Raw genomic sequence first — 18,428 nt, forward strand, 5'->3', positions numbered from 1 at the left:
GATCTGAGGTACAGTTTAAAGATTTGCTAATCTTCGCCAAGAAGCATATAGCGGGTAACTGAACCTTTATGCTCAATATTCACAGCGTACTGTGAGAGAAATTCCTCTGACCACATCGGCTCAGACGCAGGCTGAATTCCAGGCTCATCACCAACCCAAGGAGGAGCCGGAGTATAGAAGTCCTTGCCGTTAAGTTGTCGAGAAAGCCACTCTACACCTTCATAGTGACAACGACCCGCTCCCAGAAAATCACCTTGCCTATCGAAAATTTCTATAAACCGACCGTTATTGTCCCATCCATCATCAACATATCCCTGTATCAAAAGAGCAAATGAATCAGATGATTCAACAGGAATTTTTAGCAAGTACAGATTACTGAGGCTGTATTGAGAGTACCAAAGGTGGCGATTATAAGTTTTAGCTACAGACGGAGGAATATCTTGCTCAATTCTTTCAATCTCTACACAATTGAAAATCATATCAGTAGATAGCGTTAATAGTTGAACACTAGCAATTTGACACTCAGGAAAAAAATTACAGAACGAGTCTGATAAATCGTAAAGTTTATTAAGTTATGTTGAGTAAAATTGTCTAACTACAGACTTTCGGACCTCTAAATTCATGCACTTTACACTCTTATGTACCATCAGCTTAAGCTTGCCCACTAATAGCTTTACAGTCTAATGAGATAACCCTGACCTCGCAAGGAAGTTACGCGGTCGCTCCTCGCCTTCACCCTTATCAACAGCGCTTTTGGGCAAGTCAATCAATTCCATTTCTTACTCAATTTTCTTAAAAGCGCCCAATTCTATAATTAATTTCATCATTCATTATTAGTTGATGTGCATTGATTTAAATCTATGTATTATGTGAGCCTCAATTTAACCCAACATTACATCAATATTTTGAGTATTACTGGTTTATTTGCGATCACCTAGCAACTTCCTTAAGTAGGATTATGCATATATCAAAGATTTTGTCAATTTGTTGAGGGCGATCGCAACTTAGTGTAGCTTGACCACTATCTTATCGATAACGGCCACTCATTAATTACCCCTACACATTAAATCGGAACAACATTACATCCCCTTCTTGCACAACATACTCTTTCCCTTCACTGCGAACCAACCCTTTTTCCTTTGCAGCATTCATCGAACCAGTTGTTACCAAGTCTTTATAAGCAACAGTTTCGGCGCGAATAAATCCCCGTTCAAAATCACTGTGAATTACACCAGCAGCTTGAGGTGCAGACATTCCCGTATTAATTGTCCAAGCGCGGGTTTCTTTGGGGCCCGAGGTAAAATATGTTCGCAAGCCTAAAAGGGTGTAGGTTGCACGAATCAATGATTTCAAACCGCCTTCTTCCACACCTAAAGACGCAAGAAAATCAGCTTTATCTTCATCTGGTAATTCCACTAATTCGGCTTCAACTTGAGCCGAAACTATCACAACTTGGGCATTTTCAGTTGTTGCAATTTGCCGTACTGTTTCCACAAAATGATTACCAGTTGCTAACTCATCTTCAGATACATTCGCGGCGTAGATAATCGGCTTATAAGTAAGCAGATCCAGTCCTTTAATAATTACTGCTTCTTCTTCATTCAAGCTCACCTGACGCACCGATTTACCTTCATTTAAAGCCGCAGCTAATTTTTCTAAAACTGTGATTTCAAATTGTGCATCTTTGCTGGTACGAGCTTGTTTGCGAGTGCGGTCAATTCGCCGCTCAATTTGTGCTAAATCTGATAAACCCAATTCTATATTAATGATTTCAATATCTCGCGCTGGGTCAACAGAACCAGCAACGTGGATAATATCATCATTCTCAAAACAACGTACCACATGGACGATCGCATCAACTTCCCGGATGTGGGACAGGAATTGATTCCCTAGTCCCTCACCCTGACTTGCACCTTTAACTAAACCGGCGATATCTACAAATTCCACCCGCGCCGGGATAATTTGTGCTGAACTGGCAATCTTAGCAAGAACATTTAACCGTTCATCCGGGACTGCGACAACGCCGACATTCGGTTCAATCGTGCAAAAAGGGAAGTTAGCTGCTTCTGCCTTGGCATTAGCAACTACAGCATTAAATAAAGTAGATTTTCCGACGTTGGGAAGTCCGACAATTCCGGCTCTTAGCATTTTGGATTTTAGATTTTGAATTTTGGATTACATTACCAAGGTAATTCAAACGGGTTCCGGTATGGTTTGGGGAATTGGTGCTGGAACTGTTTGAGGAATCGGCTCTGGAATCGGCTGAGGAATGGGAGCAGGCACTGGTTCTGGTACAGGTCCCGGTAAAGGTTGGGGTATCGCTGGCCCCGGTACAGGTTCGGGACTAGGTAGCGGATTCGGTTCAGGATTGGGACTCGGTAGCGGGTTTGGGCTAGGATTAGGAATTTGTGGTTCGGGTATAGAAATCGCAGTAGGATTAATCATGGTAAGTCTAAATTAAATTATTTAACCTTTTTAAAGTAGATGACAACCTCATCTGTTGACATCTCCCCAAATGGCTATACTCATGAACACTTCCTTTAATAATTTACCGCTCTTGTCATTACTAGTTCTCTGTGTCCCTCTGCGTTTAAATTTCAACCCTCAATTTACTACGATTTTACGCAAAGCTGTACTAAACTACTGCTCTTTTACCTTTTCTACCATTTCTGGCACTGGATCGTAACCACCTGGATGAAACGGATGACAGCGTAAAATCCGCCGAGTTGCCATCCACCCACCACGCAACACTCCAAATCGTTCAATGGCTTGAATAGCATACATCGAACAAGTTGGTTGAAAGCGACAAGTTGGGAGAAACAACGGCGAGATAAACATTCGGTAGCCCCGAATCAGCCAAATCAATAATAGTTTCATTGCAGTTACCTAAATCTTATAAATTAGTAACAAAGGTAAAAATTTTCATTTTGTTGCATCTTTGTTGATTACATTTTCTGACTTCACCTCAATTCCGGTTTTATGGCTGCAAACTGCGAGCGCTGCAATTTGGGTGCTACTCATCCTCCTGATTGCATGGGTGGTAAACCGCTTCGCCCACGAGCCAGAAATCGTGCGGAAGATAGTTCATATTGGCACTGGTAATGTGATTTTACTGGCTTGGTGGCTAGATATTCCCGCCAGTGTGGGGATTACAGCTTCCATTTTAGCGAGTGCAATCACCTTATTATCCTATCGATTTCCTATTCTTCCTGGTATTAATAGCGTCGGACGCCAAAGTTTAGGGACGTTTTTTTACTCTGTCAGTTTCGGTATTTTAGTTGCTTGGTTCTGGTACTTACAACAACCCCAGTACGCAGCACTAGGAATTTTGGTAATGACTTGGGGAGATGGATTCGCAGCCTTAATTGGGCAACGTTTTGGGACACACAAGTATAAAGTTTTTGGGACAGAAAAAAGTTGGGAAGGCTCCCTAACTATGATGCTGGTTAGCTATGTCGTCAGTAGTTTGATTTTAGTTGGAACTCAAGGAAACAGTTGGCAAACTTGGGTAGTATCACTGTTAGTAGCAGTTATAGCTACGGCTTTAGAAGCTTTTTCATTTTTGGGCATTGACAATTTGACAGTTCCCTTGGGCAGTGCAGCCCTTGCCTTCTTTTTAAGTCAGTTAGTTTTGAGTTGATGATTTTGGTAATGACTCCAGAAGAATTGGTTGGTCGCTATCTCCAAGGCGAGCGTGACTTCAGAGGAATCAAGTTGACCCAATCCCCTTTAGATATCGAAGGAAACGAAATCGACCTTCGGGGGCTGTATTTGCAGGAAATTAATTTGAGTGGAGCTTGTTTGAAGAAGGCTGATTTTACTGAAGCTGATCTGACCGGAGCCAATTTGTTCGGATCTGTTTTGGAACAAGCTTGCTTGAAACGCGCTATTGTTAGGGATGCCAATTTGTATTCCGCTAATTTGCGTTGGTGTAATTTGACCGAAGCCGATTTGAGGGGAAGTGTCCTCGATCATATAAATGCTACTTGCGCTTACTTCGATAGAGCTATTAACATTGGAGCGCTGGAATATGCTATTTTGGCTGATGCTAGCTTCCGAGATGCTCATATCCCCGACCAACTTATCTGTCGTGGCGGAAATTTGATTTGGAGAACTATTATGCCCGATGGCACTATCAAACTTGGCCCCCAGTACGGAGATGGGGAAGGTAGATAGTTCATTGTCACTTGCAGTTATGAGAGCAGCAGGTGAAGTTACAATAAATAGCTATTAGGCTGAAAATTGAACCGAGTCTATTACCGCGATCGCTCTAAAATCCAATCGAGTAAAATCGGATTGACTAACTCCGGTGCTTCATCTTGGGGACAATGCCCCACTCCCTTTAAAGGAATAAACTTTTCTACTTGCGGAAAGTTAGCTAATTCTCTACCTAAGTTTATTGGTTCCCACGGATCAGCCGTTCCCCACAAGATAATTGCCGGACAGGATAACAGTGGTAAAAGTTCTTCAGGTAGAGGCCCTGTGGAATAAGAAGTAAAAGCCAGGAACACAGCACCAGCCCCCGAATCACTTGCTGGTGAAGTGAGAATATCTACCAATTCATCTGTCACCATCTCAGCATTGGCATAAGCTTGCAGCAGAATTTTTCGCACTGTTTTCGGTTTGGCAAGTTGATTGAAAAAGAAATCGCCAACTGGTTTAATAGATAGTAAGCGTTGCAGCAAAGGCGCTCCGAAACGACGAGACCAAGGTAAACTTACCCGTTTGCGATCGTGCAACAGTCGCAAAGAACAGTTAAGCAAAGCAACTCCTAAGGCAATATCTGGGTTGCTTACTGCTGCTTGCATGGCTACAATACAGCCAATAGAATTTCCGACTAAAAAAGCTGGCTCACCCACAACTTCGCGGCAAAAATCTGCCACTTGTTGTCCCCAGGTTTCTAATGTGTAGGCAATTTTTTCACCAGGTTGAGGTTTTGCGGAACCGCCAAAACCAATCAAATCAATAGCATAAACACGGCAATTTTGTGCTAATACGGGAATATTTTTTCGCCAGTGCCACCAAGAAGCACCAAATCCATGCACGAGGACAACAGCTGGCCCAGTGGTTCCTTGGGTTTGATAGCAGATAGGGAAATCTTGCCAAATCCAGGTTTTTGTAGAGGTAAGTGCTGTTTTTGAACTTGAGATTGTCATGGGAAATTTGATGAATACAAGGGTAAAAGCCTTTCAGCAGCAGGCTGTAAGTAAAATTGTTTGGAATTTGAATAAAATTTATCAGATTTTAAAAATAAATCTTTTGCTCTGATGATAGCTTAGACGTATACCACGAAAGCTTCTAGGCTGATAACATTGGTATCAAGCTGATAGTTTTATCCAGCGTAGAGAGTTTTCATCTTATTGAGAGAGGTAATTTACTCACAACTTAGATTATGTCAGGATTAGGAATTATAACTTGATGATGTGAGTACTATTTTCGCTATTTTTAGATGTGAGCGAATTAGCATTAGTGCTAGATTCAGTAGTTTCACAATTTACGACAGCCAATGCGAGTCTATAAGATTGTCGAATATGAGGCATCGGCTAAAGGGTGGTTTGCAACTGGAAACTGACGCTGAATTTAACAATATTTTTCTTGTTCCTAGTTCTGCGATCCAGAAAACATGAATATATTAGAAACAATTGATACTCCTGTTGGGAGCTACGCACCAGATTTTGAACTGCCAGGTATTGATGGTCAAGTACACCATCTCAGGCGTTATCTTGAGAAGTTCCGAGCAGTGGGCGTCATTTCCATGTGTAACCACTGTCCTTATGTAGAGTGGTATCTAGACAGGTTGAAAAACATTCAAGCTGAATTTGCCCCAGAAGGCTTCACACTAATTGGCATGAATGGTAGTGATGGTAATCACCATACTAGGTCAAGCTTTGAAAATATGAAAGCTTTTGCCCAGCATCACCACTTGAACTTTCCGTATCTCTGGGACTCGACGCAAGATGTGACCCGCAGTTTTGGTGCTACAAAAACACCAATGGCCTTTTTAATAGATACTAATGGTATAGTACGCTACAAAGGACAAATTGACGATCATCCTCAAGATGCATCAGCAGTGGGAGAAGATTATTTAAAAACTGCGATCGCTTCTCTGTTTCTTGCTGAAGAAATAGACATACCACAAACAGAAGCAATAGGTACTACATTAATTTGGCGTAACTAGACATAGATAGTCCCTGTAACTGCTATCTTAAATTGGAGGCAATTGCAACTTTTTTGATAAAGCGTAACTTCATGGGAACGAATTACCGACGGGTTTTACTCAAACTGAGCGGTGAAGCCTTAATGGGCAACATGGGCTATGGCATTGATCCAGAAGTGGTCAAAGGAATAGCACAAGAGGTAGCAGAGGTGATAGCCACTGGCACTCAAATGGCCATCGTTGTTGGCGGCGGCAATATTTTTCGTGGCGTCAAAGCGGCGTCGGCGGGGATGGACAGGGCAACTGCTGACTACATAGGGATGATTGCCACGGTAATGAACGCCATGACGCTGCAAGATTCGCTGGAACGTATAGGGGTACAGACGCGGGTGCAAACTGCGATCGCTATGCAAGAATTAGCGGAACCATATATTCGTCGTCGTGCCATCCGCCATCTTGAAAAAGGACGGGTGGTAATTTTTGGTGCTGGTTCTGGAAACCCCTTCTTTACTACAGACACCACTGCGGCGTTAAGAGCCGCAGAAATTGATGCCGAAGTGATTTTTAAAGCCACCAAAGTAGACGGAGTGTATGACGCTGATCCTCATATTTATCATGAGGCGAAGCGTTACAATAGCCTCACCTACGCGCACGTTTTAGCCAAAGATTTGCGGGTGATGGATAGTACTGCGATCGCCTTGTGTAAAGAAAATAATATTCCAATTCTGGTATTTGACCTAACGGTGCGAGGAAACATCCACCGAGCAGTCTTGGGAGAATCCATCGGCACCCTTGTGGGAGGTTCTTGTGATATTAGCTGAAGCTGAAAGTAAAATGCACAGTTCTGTTGAGTCAACTCAACGATCTTTTAACACGATTCGCACTGGTCGCGCCAATGCGAGTTTATTAGATAAGGTATTGGTGGACTACTACGGTTCACCTACGCCCTTAAAATCACTGGCAAATATTAGCACGCCAGATGCCTCGACGATTCTGATTCAGCCCTATGAGCGCAACACCCTAAACATCGTTGAGAAGGCGATTTCCCTCTCAGATGTGGGTTTAACCCCCAGCAACGATGGTTCTGTAATTCGGCTGAATATTCCACCTTTGACGAGCGATCGCCGTAAAGAATTCGTCAAAATGGCATCCAAATATGCTGAAGAGGGTCGTGTTGCTATTCGTAACATCCGCCGCGATGCCGTAGACGCTATTCGCAAACAGGAGAAAGCCTCTGAAATCTCCAAAGATCAATCAAAAGACCAACAAGACAGCTTGCAAAAACTAACAAACGAGTACACTGCCAAAATAGACGCACTATTGGCAGAAAAAGAAAAAGACATTACGACTGTTTAAAGTCTAAAGTCTGAAGCATAAAGGCTGAAGGATGATGGATAAATTCTTCAGCCTTTATTATTTCTTAGGTATCTAAGAAAAATTAATCAAGTATCTCAATAGAAAATCACTAATTCCGGAGCAAAAATTCAGCCATATGTACGACTGCATCATCGTCGGCGCTGGGCCAGCTGGTGGAACAGCTGCATATCATTTAGCCAAGCAAGGTCGCTCAGTATTAGTCTTAGAAAAAGAATCCCTGCCAAGATATAAACCTTGTGGTGGTGGTGTATCTCCAGCGATCGCTCAATGGTTTGACTTTGATTTTAGCCCGGCGATTTCTGTGAAAGCCGACTCCCTTCGCTTTACTTGGAAATTGGGCGACCCCGTGGAAGCAAAAATCGCCACAAAAGAACCAGTCTGGATGGTGCGACGAGATATTTTTGACCATTTCCTAGTGCAGCAAGGACAGAAGCATGGGGCTGAACTACGAGATAATACTGAAGTAATGGGTATTGAGTTTAAAAGTGACCATTGGCAAGTTAACACAGCCAATGGGCCAGTTATAGGTCGCTACTTAATCGCGGCTGATGGTGTCAAGGGGCCAATGGCAAAATGGCTAGGCTTCAAAGAACGTAAACGTCGTTTAGCAGGAGCTTTGGAAGCAGAAGTTGCCGCAACTGTGAAGGACAAATCCACAATTCACTTCGAGTTTGGCTTGGTAAAAAACGGCTACATTTGGAACTTCCCAAAAGCTGATGGTTATTCCATTGGTGTCGGTACATTTATCGGTGGCGAACCTCAAGACTTTAAGAAGATTTTAGATGAGTACGCGCGATCATTTAATCTAGATATCAAAATTAGCAAGCAGTATGGTTATCCCCTTTGCTTGTGGGATGGCAACCAAAAGTTGCATACTCAAAATGCAGTTTTGGCTGGGGAAGCTGCTTGTGTAGTTGATCCAATGACAGCAGAAGGCATTCGCCCTTCAATTTTTAGCGGTTTGATTGCAGCAGGAGCCATTAATGAGGCTCTTTCTGGTGATACCAATGCTTTAGAAAAATATAGTGAAACCATTAATGAAGAATGGGGTACTGAGATGGCTTGGGCGCAAAAATTAGCTGGAGCATTCTATCGCTTTCCTGGCATTGGCTACAAAGTTGGTGTTAAGCGCCCCTCTGGTGCCCAAATCATGGGTAAGATTCTATGTGGAGAACTGCGCTATGGCGACGTTGCCAATCGTGCACTCAAGCGTTTAATTCCTGGTTTTGGGGGTTAAGTATTAGGGATTAAGCAACGAATCTCTAAGGTACAAGACACCCACTTTACAAAAATCAATCATCTTTTGTGGGGTGGGCGTCTCACCCGCCCTATTTTCACTTTATTTATGCCTATCTACTTACCATTTCTTTAAACTAAGGTTTTAGACAAGGAACTCTCAAAGGTCTGCAATATAATTCCCAGAATCTTATCGACTGTATTAACATGATATTCTATTGAGTCAATGCAAACAGTATTCTATTCTAAAGTTAAGAATTTCCAAGCGGTACCACTTGTCACAACTCCATATATGACTTTAATATCATTTCCTGCTCTTTGATTGAATATCTGAGCAGCAATCATTGTGGCTACACATTGCCCCAATCCGGCGATGATATTCTCATTTTTGGCCTCTATAAGAGTGACTACTGGAGCACTGATAAAATACTGTTCACGAGATGCACTAAGGATAAAGTCACAAAAACGTGAGAGTCCTTTAGCAGGATCAATATTGAACTCTGTACCTGAAAATAAGCTGATTTGATAATTTAACTGTCGCCTTACCTCAGACAGAATAGGAGCGATTAAAAACTCAGAACGAGCTTTTTCGCTGTTAATGGCAGTCGCTAAAGTTAGGTTCTCATCCAGCAACCGCTTTAGCAAGTCAGAGGGCTGCACCCCGCCTACAGTCAGAAACAGATTACGTGTCTCTTCCAAAATTAAGCTAAATGCATCTCTGACTTTAACGAGACTAAAATCACAGTATGCCATAAACTTCTGTTCCAGTTCTATCTTAATTGTGCATGGCTTGCCCGTCTTTGCAAGATATTATTTGAAAGCCAAACTTGGTTAGCAGGCTCACTTCTCAAATATTGCACCTTAACGCGAAATTAAAAATACTTAGAGAAAAACCAGATAATCACTCCAGTTCCCAATACACAAATAATTCCCGCCAAGCCAGCTAGGGGTTTTTTATTCTTACCTGTAAACCAGTCAGAGACTTTAGCTGTGTAAGTAATTAGTTCTGCTGTGTCTAGGGTAGCGATCGCCCATACCCATCCAGCGTGCAGTCCCCAAGCTAAACCCAAATTGCCGTTCGCAGCAAAACGTGCTAACACCAGCACCATTCCCATCAGCCACAATCCAGGGAGTTGGGGTACGGTTTCGCGTTGCTCCCAAACCAGGTGTAGCAAGGCAAAAATCAAGCTAGAAATTGCTGCTGCTACCCAAACTGGATAATCCTGCGCTAATTCAGTGAACAGGAAACCGCGAAAAACTAACTGTTCTATCCCACCGACTAATAACGCTATCAAGAAAATCGGTAGCAAGATGGGTAGTAATAACTTGAAATCCGTCTTTTCAAAAGAACACCAACCTAACCCGAATTGCCCACTAAATACAATAGCTAGGCTCATCACTCCCAAACCGAAACCTAGTGCTAAAGAACCAAGAGTTGAAAGATTTCCAATAAAGCCATAATCCGAAAAAGATTTATTGGTCAGCCAACTAACTCCCCATAGAATCAGGGGAGCTAATAGGTAGAGTGACGCCAATAATGGCATCTTTTGCTCTGGCTGCAAAGGTTTGGGAGGTTGCCAATTGAGCAATATTGCTGATACTGTTGCGACTGGCAACCAGCAAACTATCCAGATCATAAAAAATGCCATCACGACAACTAGTGCTGGTGCATTTTCCATAAACGTCTGTAAGGCGTTGACCGAAGACTCAAAGAAAGTTATCAAAATAAACAAAAAAAACACGATAGACTTCTTGCACTATAGATTTCTTGCTGATTAATCAAGACTCTACTAAATTTGGTGACTTCTGCAAGGGGTCTAATCGTATTTTTTACCTGGGGCAAAATTTTTTAAATAGAGCTACTAGTGTGCTGTTGGGGTAAGGACAAGTTATCATCACCTGAAACTTATCCCTACCATCAGCAAATTTACTCTTCGTCTTCCAAATCTTCGTCTGATTCGTCAGAATCTACATCTTGTGAGGTTAGTTTTTTATCAGTTTCACCGAGTTGAATCAAGTGAATATGCTTGTATCCCAGCCTAATTTCAAACTCATCTCCAGGCTTTAAGCCCATTGCTTTGGTATATGTAGCACCAATCACAATCTGACCATTTTGATGGACGCTAACCCGATAGGTCGGTTCACGACCACGACCATCTTTAGGTGCTTCTGGACTTAGAGGAATTCCTCTAGCTGATAGCAAAGCGTCATAAAAATCGGTGAGATTGACACGAACCTGGTTATTCTTAGTAACAGTGTAATAGCCGCACTGTTTAGCTCTTTCTCGGCGTGGTAAAGTGGAAAGTTCTTTTACTTTAGCAAGTAGTGCTTTTCCAGTTAATGGTGCGGTTGCAGTTTCAGTCATTATGCTCAAATTTTCCTTACTCTCTCCAAACTGATAAACGATGTAGTCTTATGCCAGCATTTAGCTTTTTAGCATTTGCATAGAGCTACTGAAGACCCTAGTGTAACGGGTGAATTCCTGCCGATAGGAGCCAAAAGCACTTCTATTATGGTTGTCTACAACCAACTAGAGGCCATAGTTGCCACAGACATTAATTTTGGTGATATTACGGCACTTTTAACCATTATTCGCCATCAGAAAGAAAACTATTTTTTCCTTTGGCGCTACTGTAGTGGTGTAACTTTCAGCCACCTTTACAAATTGTGTTGGTTCTACTGCAAATAAGTCGTAGACCCAATAAATTGTAGGTTTTTCACTTTCAGTGCTTGCCTTTCTTGCCTATGAGCAAGTAGAGTTTTCTCTACTGGTCCCTCAAGCTTTGGACAGCATAGTATTTCAATAGAGTCCTATGGGCTTATACCCTTTTGTCCTGCCAGTAGAGACGCGAATTCTCTTGTCTCTACATTACGAATAAACAAAGCAGTAGTAGCCGCGCTGATACGGCTCTTGATTCTGGTTTGGTCACTTCGTAATTTTATATCAAATACTAGCATGGACTAATAATAGCAAAATAGTTGTTTAATTTTGAATTAAAGTTGCTAGTAAATTTTTATTTAAATTTCTGGACTTAAAGAAGAAAAAAGCAGTGACGATTTTCCTAACCCTTTATTGCAAGCGTAAGTATTGGCCTATGGCTTTTATAAAAATTTATATAATTGAGACGAGCAGTTTTGACCAATGAGTTCAATCTAAGATTTTCTTGATTGAGAGGAAGCCAAAAAGCGAAAAGTCTCGCATGTCCGGGTTTCTCGATGCAAAAATTTTTCTTTAAAGTGGTGAGGATTTTTCCTCGGTTTATTATCCTAAGGTCAAAAGTAGTTAGAGGATTTTGTACGTCTGTCTATGGGAAGAATAAATTTCTTAACATCTGCCTAGCGCTTGATTGCCACTACTATATATTGAACATGTGGTTTCACACTTCTATATAATCAAAAAGTTCCGCCTTCGTTACCCCTTGATCGAATTTTCCAGCTAGGACTGCTTGACTCAAGTTGATATCAAGACGTGTTGCTAACCTAACATGCATTTAATCTGCATATTATCACCAGGTCAGAGATGAACGTAACTCCCTCTCTCAGCAAACACTCTTTCCTTTACATTCCTAAACAGGTAAATTCAATGCAAAGCTACAATTACATTTTTGGCGTTTTATCTCAGAATTTGACACAAATATTGCTTACATTGGTGCTACAAGTTAAATTTTAATGGTTATCCTTAAACTAGAATCACTCGCTTTTTTGTCGTCAGCCAATTAACACCAGGGTTTTAATTAAGGGCAAAAAGAGGATAGCTCACTTTTTGCAACTACCTGCGTTGACTGATGATTGTTGAGGCTGGGAAAGCAATTTTAAAATTTTGGTTAGTGATTATGGAAGTTATTTTTAAGGTCATTCGACAGCAACAAAATTCCTCCCCTGTTGTGCAAACCTACCTTGTAGAGGCAGAACCAGGTAATACAATCCTAGATTGCCTGAATCATATTAAGTGGGAGCAAGATGGAACGTTGGCGTTTCGCAAAAATTGTCGCAATACCATTTGTGGTAGCTGTGCTATGCGAATTAATGGGCGTTCGGCTTTAGCTTGTAAGGAAAATGTTGGCAGTGAACTTGCTAGATTACAACAAATACCATCATCCCAAAGTAAAGTAAATGCCATTGGCGAAATCACCATCGCCCCTCTCGGCAATATGCCTGTGATTAAAGATTTAGTTGTAGATATGAGCAGTTTCTGGAATAATTTAGAGGCAGTTGCTCCTTATGTGAGTACAGCAGCACGACAAGTTCCAGAAAGAGAGTTTTTGCAAACACCCCAAGAGCGATCGCGCCTCGATCAAACTGGCAACTGTATTATGTGTGGTGCTTGTTACTCGGAATGCAACGCCCGTGAAGTTGATCCAAACTTTGTTGGTCCCCATGCCCTTGCCAAAGCTTACCGGATGGTAGCAGACTCCCGCGATAGTGACACCCAAAATCGTTTAACAAGCTACAACGAAGGTACTAAAGGCGTATGGGGTTGCACCCGTTGTTTGTACTGCGATTCAGTTTGTCCAATGGAAGTTGCACCATTAGAACAAATCACCAAAATTAAACAAGAAATTCTCACCCAGAAACAAGTCAGCGACAGTCGTTCAATTCGCCACCGACAAGTATTGGTAGATTTAGTTAAAGAAGGTGGTTGGATTGATGAACGTCAATTTGGTTTACAAGTTGTCGGTAACTATTTTCGGGATTTAAAAGGATTACTCAGTCTTGCACCCCTCGGTTTGCGGATGATCATCCGGGGTAAATTCCCCCTATCATTTGAACCTTCAGAAGGGACGCAACAAGTACGATCGCTCATTGAATCTGTGCAACAAGTAGAAAACAAAAGTTAGGAATCAGGAGCTAGGAATTTTAACTCATAACTCATAACTCATAACTCATAATTCTAGTTCAACGTGGTTCTTGAGGGATATTCAACGGTTGTCCATAACGGTCATATACTAAAACATCCCACTGCCCGTTGTTACTAGATTCAAAAGCAATCCTACTACCATCAGCGCTAATTGTAGGGTTGCGGACTTCCGCTTGCAGATTATTAGTCAAATTCCGTGATTGGCGTGTTTCCCGGTTGTAGAGAAAAATAGCTGATCGCCCCTGACGACTAGCACTAAACACAATATAACGACCATCTTGTGAAACGCTAGGATGAGTTGCGATCGCATCAAAGGAGTTTAAACCTGGCAAATCAACCAAATCACGAGTCACCGTATCAAACATATAAACATCTTGGCTACCGCGTCGGTCAGTAATAAAAACAATGTATCTCCCAGAGATTTGGGGATTTAATTCTGATGCTAAACTATTGAGACTTCGACCCCCCGGATCAAAGGGATAACTCAAAATGCGAGGGTAGCCAAAACACCCAGTCAATAAACTTAAACATATAAATACAGGTATAAAAAAAACACGTTTCATATAATTAGGCATTAGTCATTAGTCAATAGTCTCACAACTCCTAACTCATAACCGGTGGCGGAGCCTCTCCGGCTTTGCTCCTAACTCTTAGGGAGGTGAACCTACAGTTGCACCATTAGGAATATCTAACTCAATATTTGGCCCCCGGTCTAGGACTTCAATATCCCACTGACCACGGCTGGCGGTTTCAAAAACAACATAACGTCCATCTGGGCTGATATTTGGTTTTCTCACCCAGCCGCGATAGATTGGCGTGATGATTTGTGACTGTTGCGTAGCGCGATCGTAAAGCGCCACCACTGGTCTACCTTGGTCACTAGTAAGATAAGCAATGTAACGCGCGGTGTAGCTCAAACTAGGACTTTCAGCAATTGTTTCCTGTCGGTTTATGCCCGGTGTGCCAATAAACAGTTGCCTCTCCAAATCATAGACTAGTAGCTGCTGATTACCATTTCGATTAGATACGAACGCTAAAAAGCGCCCATTTCCACTCAAAGCAGGCTGCTCCTCGGTGTAGCGACTATTGAGGGAAGTAGGCCCTATGGGAATATCATTAGAACCACAAGATACAAGCAAACTTGTTAAACTAAAAACCAGGCTCCAATGAATAGGTCTTTGGAGCCAAAATATAGGCGTAAATTTTTTCACCTCAACTGTTTTCCGTTGCCTCTAAAATTACCTCCACACCAACTGTTTTAAACATCGTCATCAAAATCGGTCGAATTATTTAGCCCCTCATTTGGCTTTTCAACCGGGTTGTATGGTACATAATCAGTTGGGATCGCCTCATCATCTTCGCGCCCTCTTCGAGGAGTTGAGTCAGTGGGTGGACGACGCCTTCTTGGTCTGGGAGTGACATCATCTTCACGACTTTCTGGACGCCCAGACCCGTTATTACTACGCCGAGAAGGTTTTCTGACTTCCCCTCCTGAACTTTCCCAATCATCAACTTGCCTAGATGAAGAACCCCAATTCTCTTCTTCAGAGCTTTCAGAAGGGCGATTCACAGTCCGCCCAGAAGTCCGCCGCCGCGTTTTATCAGCTGGAGCCTGTCTTTCACTACTGCTACTGTTACGGCGTTCTGAACGACGGGGGGGTTGCTCCTGGTAGTAGTCATCACGAGTTGAAATCTCATCCCTGCTACCCCGAATCCGGGGACGCACAGGGCGCTCCTCTTCTTCATAAGGTAATGGATCTAAGTCTGCATCCATCTCAGCTTGATACTTTCTGCGATCATTGTACGAATAGCGATCGCTAACCGGTCGGTCTTCATCCACAATCGGAGTGTTGCGCTTTGCTTGCTGGGTAGCTATACTCCGCAGGCGGATACTTTCAACTGCAAAAAATACAGTTGTGCCAACTAAAAGCAATTGACCAAATTGTAGAATCGGGTCTAGCCGCCATCCTTGAAACACGAGAATGAAGCCGCAGAGCAAGCCGACTGCTGCAAAAAAGATATCTTGATCTCGTGACAATTCTGGACGCACAGTGCGGAGAAAATACAGTGCTGCCCCAGCCACAGCCAGGAAAATTCCTAGAATACTGGCTGAGTTTGCCCCAAAATTTACCTGAGCCAGAAAACTGGCTGAGTTCAGCCCAAAATTTATCATTGCTGTTTTCCCAATATCAAATCTATGTTAGCGAGTCACAATTAAAATCACTACTCTAATTAGTCACGATATATTGAAGCTTCAAAGCCTCTGGCAAAGAAGCTCTGAAGCCGTTCACCGAAAAATAAAAACACCTACTTTTATCAGCTACAACTGCTCCTAGCGGTAAACACTGCTATTTTTGGTGCAATTAATCTAGATAGCTGACAGACAATCGATTATGAGAGTCAATTCAACTCTCATAAGCATTATGAACGCTGAATTTTATCTTTTTGGCTAATGAAAACTAGACCAACTACAACGGGTATCACAACAATTGCAGTACCCCATAGCAGACTCCAAAGAAAATTTGCTAAAGAAGGCGTCATACTTCTCAACCTTTTTTTACACACTTCATCCTAATTTTAATAGTGTATTACTTTCTTGAGAAGCCTCTAACTCGGAACTACTAAACTTGGTAACTGCTTTCACCAGTTGTTGAGTTAACCACGTGAGCAAGTTCGCTTTTCTATTTCCGAAGGAAGTGACAGCATTTGGTTAAAATGATCATGAGAGTGCTTTACAAACCTTAAAATTTTGTGGCGATGTCTACAACGGGCTACGCCTACGCGAACCTGAAGGGCTTGCCCTTGCCTAAGTTTTTTCTTTCTTTACAGATAGATAGTAGCTTAAACCGATGATTGGTGTTGACCTGACTGCTTGGATTCTTGGCCCTGTGTTAGGGCTGATGACATTTTTATTTATATTTCGGATCATTCTCACTTGGTATCCGCAAGTGGATCTGAATCGTTTGCCCTTTAATTTAATAGCTTGGCCTACTGAACCATTTTTAGTGCCCTTGCGAAAGCTAGTCCAACCTATAGGCGGGGTGGACATTACACCTATTATTTGGGTTGGTATCTTCAGCCTGTTGCGAGAAATCTTGCTAGGTCAGCAAGGATTGCTGACTATGCTATCTCGTGTTAATTAGGGATGGGGCATGGGGAATTGGGCATTGGGCATTGGTTAATAATCAATAGTTCTGCTCCCTTTGCTCCCTAGTCCCCAGCCTCTTAACCGTTCATTTCTTGCACAAAATTTGTATAGACATTACCCTGCAAAAACTGTGGAGTTTCCATAATTTTTTGATGAAACCCGATGGTGGTAGGTAGTCCAGTGATGGCACATTCCCGGAGTGCGCGTTTCATGCGGTTAATAGCAGTGGGTCGATCTGGGGCCCAAACAATTAACTTGCCGATCAAGGAATCGTAGTAAGGTGGGATTTGGTAATCTGTATAAACGTGCGAATCAATCCGAACACCAGGCCCTCCAGGGGGAAGATAGCCACTAATCCGTCCAGGAGAAGGGCGAAAGTCGTGATCGGGGTCTTCAGCGTTGATCCGGCATTCGATCGCATGACCCCGCAAAACTACTTGCTCTTGGGTAAGTTTGAGTCTTTCCCCTTGGGCAATCCGAATTTGTTCGGCAACCAAGTCTATTCCAGTAATCATCTCTGTTACAGGATGTTCTACTTGAATCCGGGTGTTCATTTCCATAAAGTAGAATTTACCGAATCTATCTAAGAGAAACTCGATAGTACCCGCCCCACTGTAGTTAATGAATTGGGCAGCTTTGACAGCAGCTTGTCCCATTTTCTCGCGCAGGTCTTGGTCGAGAGCCGGACTTGGTGCTTCTTCTAGTAGCTTTTGATTCCGGCGCTGAATAGAGCAATCCCGTTCGCCCAAGTGGATAACATTACCATAATTATCCGCCAAAACTTGAAATTCGATGTGGCGGGGACGTTCAATAAATTTTTCTATGTAAACGCCAGAATTCCCAAAAGCTGCTCCTGCTTCCCCTTGGGCCGCCAGGAAAAGTTTGACAAATTCATCTTCAGAACGAACTAGGCGCATACCCCGTCCGCCGCCACCCGCTGTGGCTTTGATCATCACTGGATAGCCGATATCCTTGGCGAATTTTAATCCTTGTTCCTCAGATTCTACTAACCCCTCAGTACCAGGTACTGTCGGGACTCCAGCTTTTTGCATGGTTTCTTTGGCAGTCGATTTATCCCCCATCAGCTTGATAGCTTCTGGAGTTGGGCCGATAAAAGCAATATGATGGTCAGCACAGATTTCCGCAAACCGGGCATTTTCTGCCAAAAAGCCATAGCCTGGATGAATGGCAGTCGCATTGCGCGTCAATGCGGCAGCAATAATATTGGGAATATTCAAATAACTTTTACTGCTAGCAGGTTCGCCAATGCAAACCGCTTCATCAGCAAGTTGGACGTGAAGAGCATTACGGTCAACGGTGGAGTGAACCGCAACTGTCGCAATCCCCATTTCTTCACAGGCGCGGAGAATGCGAAGGGCGATTTCTCCCCGATTGGCAATTAATATTTTGTCAAACTTCATTTTTTAGTTTCGATATCATTACCAGTAGATTGACATTTTCTCTGAATCCAACTTGAAACGACGCTTTCGCATTATTTCAAATTATCACAGGAGATTCGCCACCCTGATTCTAAGCAAACTTTCATATTGCAGGCTTGCTACCTCTATAGGTCTTAATTACTGTAAGTCTTGGCTAGCTTGGCAAAATGGGCTTTTGCGATCGCACCGCACCTCCTACAGTAGCTCTACCCT

The 18,428-nt window shown here is 42.6% G+C and carries 21 protein-coding genes; 8 read left to right on the forward strand and 13 right to left on the reverse strand.

The genetic code is table 11. The annotated features are described in order from the left end of the window. Positions 1 to 26: 26 nt before the first annotated feature. From V7K40_RS13985 to yidD, 4 genes are all read right to left on the reverse strand, one after another. Positions 27 to 479 (reverse strand): hypothetical protein, encoded by a 453-nt coding sequence (locus V7K40_RS13985; protein ID WP_334960482.1) that lies wholly within the window; start codon positions 477 to 479, stop codon positions 27 to 29. A gap of 577 nt (positions 480 to 1,056) precedes the next feature. Further along, entirely contained in the window at positions 1,057 to 2,148 is a 1,092-nt protein-coding gene (gene ychF, locus V7K40_RS13990) for a redox-regulated ATPase YchF (protein ID WP_334960484.1), read from the reverse strand. Between the two features lie 45 nt (positions 2,149 to 2,193). Continuing rightward, positions 2,194 to 2,445 (reverse strand): hypothetical protein, encoded by a 252-nt coding sequence (locus tag V7K40_RS13995; RefSeq protein WP_334960486.1) that lies wholly within the window; start codon positions 2,443 to 2,445, stop codon positions 2,194 to 2,196. 195 nt (positions 2,446 to 2,640) lie between these two features. Then, positions 2,641 to 2,877: a membrane protein insertion efficiency factor YidD gene (gene yidD, locus V7K40_RS14000; RefSeq protein ID WP_273766872.1), complete on the reverse strand. Its 237-nt coding sequence runs from the start codon at positions 2,875 to 2,877 to the stop codon at positions 2,641 to 2,643. A gap of 61 nt (positions 2,878 to 2,938) precedes the next feature. Between yidD and V7K40_RS14005 the strand changes: the two genes are divergently transcribed. Both V7K40_RS14005 and V7K40_RS14010 read left to right on the forward strand, forming a co-directional pair. Continuing rightward, entirely contained in the window at positions 2,939 to 3,640 is a 702-nt protein-coding gene (locus V7K40_RS14005; RefSeq protein WP_334960488.1) for a diacylglycerol/polyprenol kinase family protein, read from the forward strand. Positions 3,641 to 3,651: 11 nt separating this feature from the next. Then, positions 3,652 to 4,176: a pentapeptide repeat-containing protein gene (locus V7K40_RS14010; RefSeq protein ID WP_334960490.1), complete on the forward strand. Its 525-nt coding sequence runs from the start codon at positions 3,652 to 3,654 to the stop codon at positions 4,174 to 4,176. Between the two features lie 80 nt (positions 4,177 to 4,256). Here V7K40_RS14010 and V7K40_RS14015 read toward each other — a convergent pair whose 3' ends face one another. Beyond that, on the reverse strand, positions 4,257 to 5,156 hold the full coding sequence (locus tag V7K40_RS14015) for an alpha/beta fold hydrolase (protein WP_334960492.1): 900 nt from the start codon (positions 5,154 to 5,156) through the stop codon (positions 4,257 to 4,259). Positions 5,157 to 5,623: 467 nt separating this feature from the next. Between V7K40_RS14015 and V7K40_RS14020 the strand changes: the two genes are divergently transcribed. The 4 genes from V7K40_RS14020 (at position 5,624) to V7K40_RS14035 (ending at position 8,771) form a co-directional block, all read left to right on the forward strand. After that, positions 5,624 to 6,178, forward strand: coding sequence for a thioredoxin family protein (locus V7K40_RS14020; protein ID WP_334960494.1), 555 nt, complete (start codon positions 5,624 to 5,626; stop codon positions 6,176 to 6,178). A 71-nt stretch (positions 6,179 to 6,249) separates the two neighbouring features. Further along, positions 6,250 to 6,978 (forward strand): UMP kinase, encoded by a 729-nt coding sequence (gene pyrH / locus V7K40_RS14025; RefSeq protein ID WP_334960496.1) that lies wholly within the window; start codon positions 6,250 to 6,252, stop codon positions 6,976 to 6,978. Next, positions 6,965 to 7,513: a ribosome recycling factor gene (gene frr / locus V7K40_RS14030; protein WP_334960498.1), complete on the forward strand. Its 549-nt coding sequence runs from the start codon at positions 6,965 to 6,967 to the stop codon at positions 7,511 to 7,513. Before pyrH ends, frr begins: the two co-directional genes overlap by 14 nt. Before the next feature lie 136 nt (positions 7,514 to 7,649). Further along, positions 7,650 to 8,771, forward strand: coding sequence for a geranylgeranyl reductase family protein (locus tag V7K40_RS14035; RefSeq protein ID WP_334960500.1), 1,122 nt, complete (start codon positions 7,650 to 7,652; stop codon positions 8,769 to 8,771). Positions 8,772 to 9,010: 239 nt separating this feature from the next. Here V7K40_RS14035 and V7K40_RS14040 read toward each other — a convergent pair whose 3' ends face one another. The 3 genes from V7K40_RS14040 to V7K40_RS14050 form a co-directional block, all read right to left on the reverse strand. Further along, on the reverse strand, positions 9,011 to 9,523 hold the full coding sequence (locus V7K40_RS14040; protein WP_334960504.1) for a hypothetical protein: 513 nt from the start codon (positions 9,521 to 9,523) through the stop codon (positions 9,011 to 9,013). A 119-nt stretch (positions 9,524 to 9,642) separates the two neighbouring features. Beyond that, complete coding sequence (locus tag V7K40_RS14045; protein WP_334960506.1) at positions 9,643 to 10,512, reverse strand: type II CAAX endopeptidase family protein; 870 nt, start codon at positions 10,510 to 10,512, stop codon at positions 9,643 to 9,645. 185 nt (positions 10,513 to 10,697) lie between these two features. After that, positions 10,698 to 11,135, reverse strand: a complete 438-nt coding sequence (locus tag V7K40_RS14050) for an AbrB family transcriptional regulator (protein WP_273766880.1) — start codon at positions 11,133 to 11,135, stop codon at positions 10,698 to 10,700. A 1,468-nt stretch (positions 11,136 to 12,603) separates the two neighbouring features. Between V7K40_RS14050 and V7K40_RS14055 the strand changes: the two genes are divergently transcribed. After that, a complete protein-coding gene (locus tag V7K40_RS14055) occupies positions 12,604 to 13,608 on the forward strand; it encodes a succinate dehydrogenase/fumarate reductase iron-sulfur subunit (protein WP_334960508.1) in 1,005 nt (334 codons plus the stop codon). Between the two features lie 58 nt (positions 13,609 to 13,666). Here V7K40_RS14055 and V7K40_RS14060 read toward each other — a convergent pair whose 3' ends face one another. The 4 genes from V7K40_RS14060 to V7K40_RS14075 form a co-directional block, all read right to left on the reverse strand. Then, positions 13,667 to 14,191: a Tol biopolymer transporter periplasmic protein gene (locus V7K40_RS14060; RefSeq protein WP_334960510.1), complete on the reverse strand. Its 525-nt coding sequence runs from the start codon at positions 14,189 to 14,191 to the stop codon at positions 13,667 to 13,669. A gap of 87 nt (positions 14,192 to 14,278) precedes the next feature. Continuing rightward, positions 14,279 to 14,839 (reverse strand): hypothetical protein, encoded by a 561-nt coding sequence (locus V7K40_RS14065; RefSeq protein ID WP_334960512.1) that lies wholly within the window; start codon positions 14,837 to 14,839, stop codon positions 14,279 to 14,281. Positions 14,840 to 14,886: 47 nt separating this feature from the next. Next, a complete protein-coding gene (locus tag V7K40_RS14070) occupies positions 14,887 to 15,801 on the reverse strand; it encodes a Ycf66 family protein (RefSeq protein WP_334960514.1) in 915 nt (304 codons plus the stop codon). A 248-nt stretch (positions 15,802 to 16,049) separates the two neighbouring features. Continuing rightward, entirely contained in the window at positions 16,050 to 16,169 is a 120-nt protein-coding gene (locus V7K40_RS14075; RefSeq protein ID WP_334960516.1) for a photosystem II reaction center X protein, read from the reverse strand. 308 nt (positions 16,170 to 16,477) lie between these two features. Between V7K40_RS14075 and V7K40_RS14080 the strand changes: the two genes are divergently transcribed. After that, entirely contained in the window at positions 16,478 to 16,771 is a 294-nt protein-coding gene (locus tag V7K40_RS14080) for a YggT family protein (protein WP_334960518.1), read from the forward strand. A gap of 82 nt (positions 16,772 to 16,853) precedes the next feature. Here the strand turns inward: V7K40_RS14080 and accC are convergent, their stop codons facing one another. Then, a complete protein-coding gene (gene accC, locus V7K40_RS14085; protein ID WP_334960520.1) occupies positions 16,854 to 18,197 on the reverse strand; it encodes an acetyl-CoA carboxylase biotin carboxylase subunit in 1,344 nt (447 codons plus the stop codon). Between the last annotated feature and the right edge of the window lie 231 nt (positions 18,198 to 18,428).

Source organism: Nostoc sp., from assembly GCF_036917195.1.
Classification (GTDB): domain Bacteria; phylum Cyanobacteriota; class Cyanobacteriia; order Cyanobacteriales; family Nostocaceae; genus Nostoc.

Excerpts from the sequence above, each read along its gene's own strand:
- V7K40_RS14040 (WP_334960504.1), bottom strand. The coding sequence starts at position 9,523 with ATGGCATACTGTGATTTTAGTCTCGTTAAAGTCAGAGATGCATTTAGC.
- yidD (WP_273766872.1), bottom strand. The coding sequence starts at position 2,877 with ATGAAACTATTATTGATTTGGCTGATTCGGGGCTACCGAATGTTTATC.
- accC (WP_334960520.1), bottom strand. The coding sequence starts at position 18,197 with ATGAAGTTTGACAAAATATTAATTGCCAATCGGGGAGAAATCGCCCTT.
- V7K40_RS14055 (WP_334960508.1), top strand. The coding sequence starts at position 12,604 with ATGGAAGTTATTTTTAAGGTCATTCGACAGCAACAAAATTCCTCCCCT.
- V7K40_RS14010 (WP_334960490.1), top strand. The coding sequence starts at position 3,652 with ATGACTCCAGAAGAATTGGTTGGTCGCTATCTCCAAGGCGAGCGTGAC.
- V7K40_RS14060 (WP_334960510.1), bottom strand. The coding sequence starts at position 14,191 with ATGAAACGTGTTTTTTTTATACCTGTATTTATATGTTTAAGTTTATTG.
- V7K40_RS14075 (WP_334960516.1), bottom strand. The coding sequence starts at position 16,169 with ATGACGCCTTCTTTAGCAAATTTTCTTTGGAGTCTGCTATGGGGTACT.
- V7K40_RS14020 (WP_334960494.1), top strand. The coding sequence starts at position 5,624 with ATGAATATATTAGAAACAATTGATACTCCTGTTGGGAGCTACGCACCA.
- pyrH (WP_334960496.1), top strand. The coding sequence starts at position 6,250 with ATGGGAACGAATTACCGACGGGTTTTACTCAAACTGAGCGGTGAAGCC.
- V7K40_RS13985 (WP_334960482.1), bottom strand. The coding sequence starts at position 479 with ATGATTTTCAATTGTGTAGAGATTGAAAGAATTGAGCAAGATATTCCT.
- V7K40_RS13995 (WP_334960486.1), bottom strand. The coding sequence starts at position 2,445 with ATGATTAATCCTACTGCGATTTCTATACCCGAACCACAAATTCCTAAT.
- V7K40_RS14080 (WP_334960518.1), top strand. The coding sequence starts at position 16,478 with ATGATTGGTGTTGACCTGACTGCTTGGATTCTTGGCCCTGTGTTAGGG.
- V7K40_RS14070 (WP_334960514.1), bottom strand. The coding sequence starts at position 15,801 with ATGATAAATTTTGGGCTGAACTCAGCCAGTTTTCTGGCTCAGGTAAAT.
- V7K40_RS14015 (WP_334960492.1), bottom strand. The coding sequence starts at position 5,156 with ATGACAATCTCAAGTTCAAAAACAGCACTTACCTCTACAAAAACCTGG.
- V7K40_RS14035 (WP_334960500.1), top strand. The coding sequence starts at position 7,650 with ATGTACGACTGCATCATCGTCGGCGCTGGGCCAGCTGGTGGAACAGCT.
- ychF (WP_334960484.1), bottom strand. The coding sequence starts at position 2,148 with ATGCTAAGAGCCGGAATTGTCGGACTTCCCAACGTCGGAAAATCTACT.
- V7K40_RS14050 (WP_273766880.1), bottom strand. The coding sequence starts at position 11,135 with ATGACTGAAACTGCAACCGCACCATTAACTGGAAAAGCACTACTTGCT.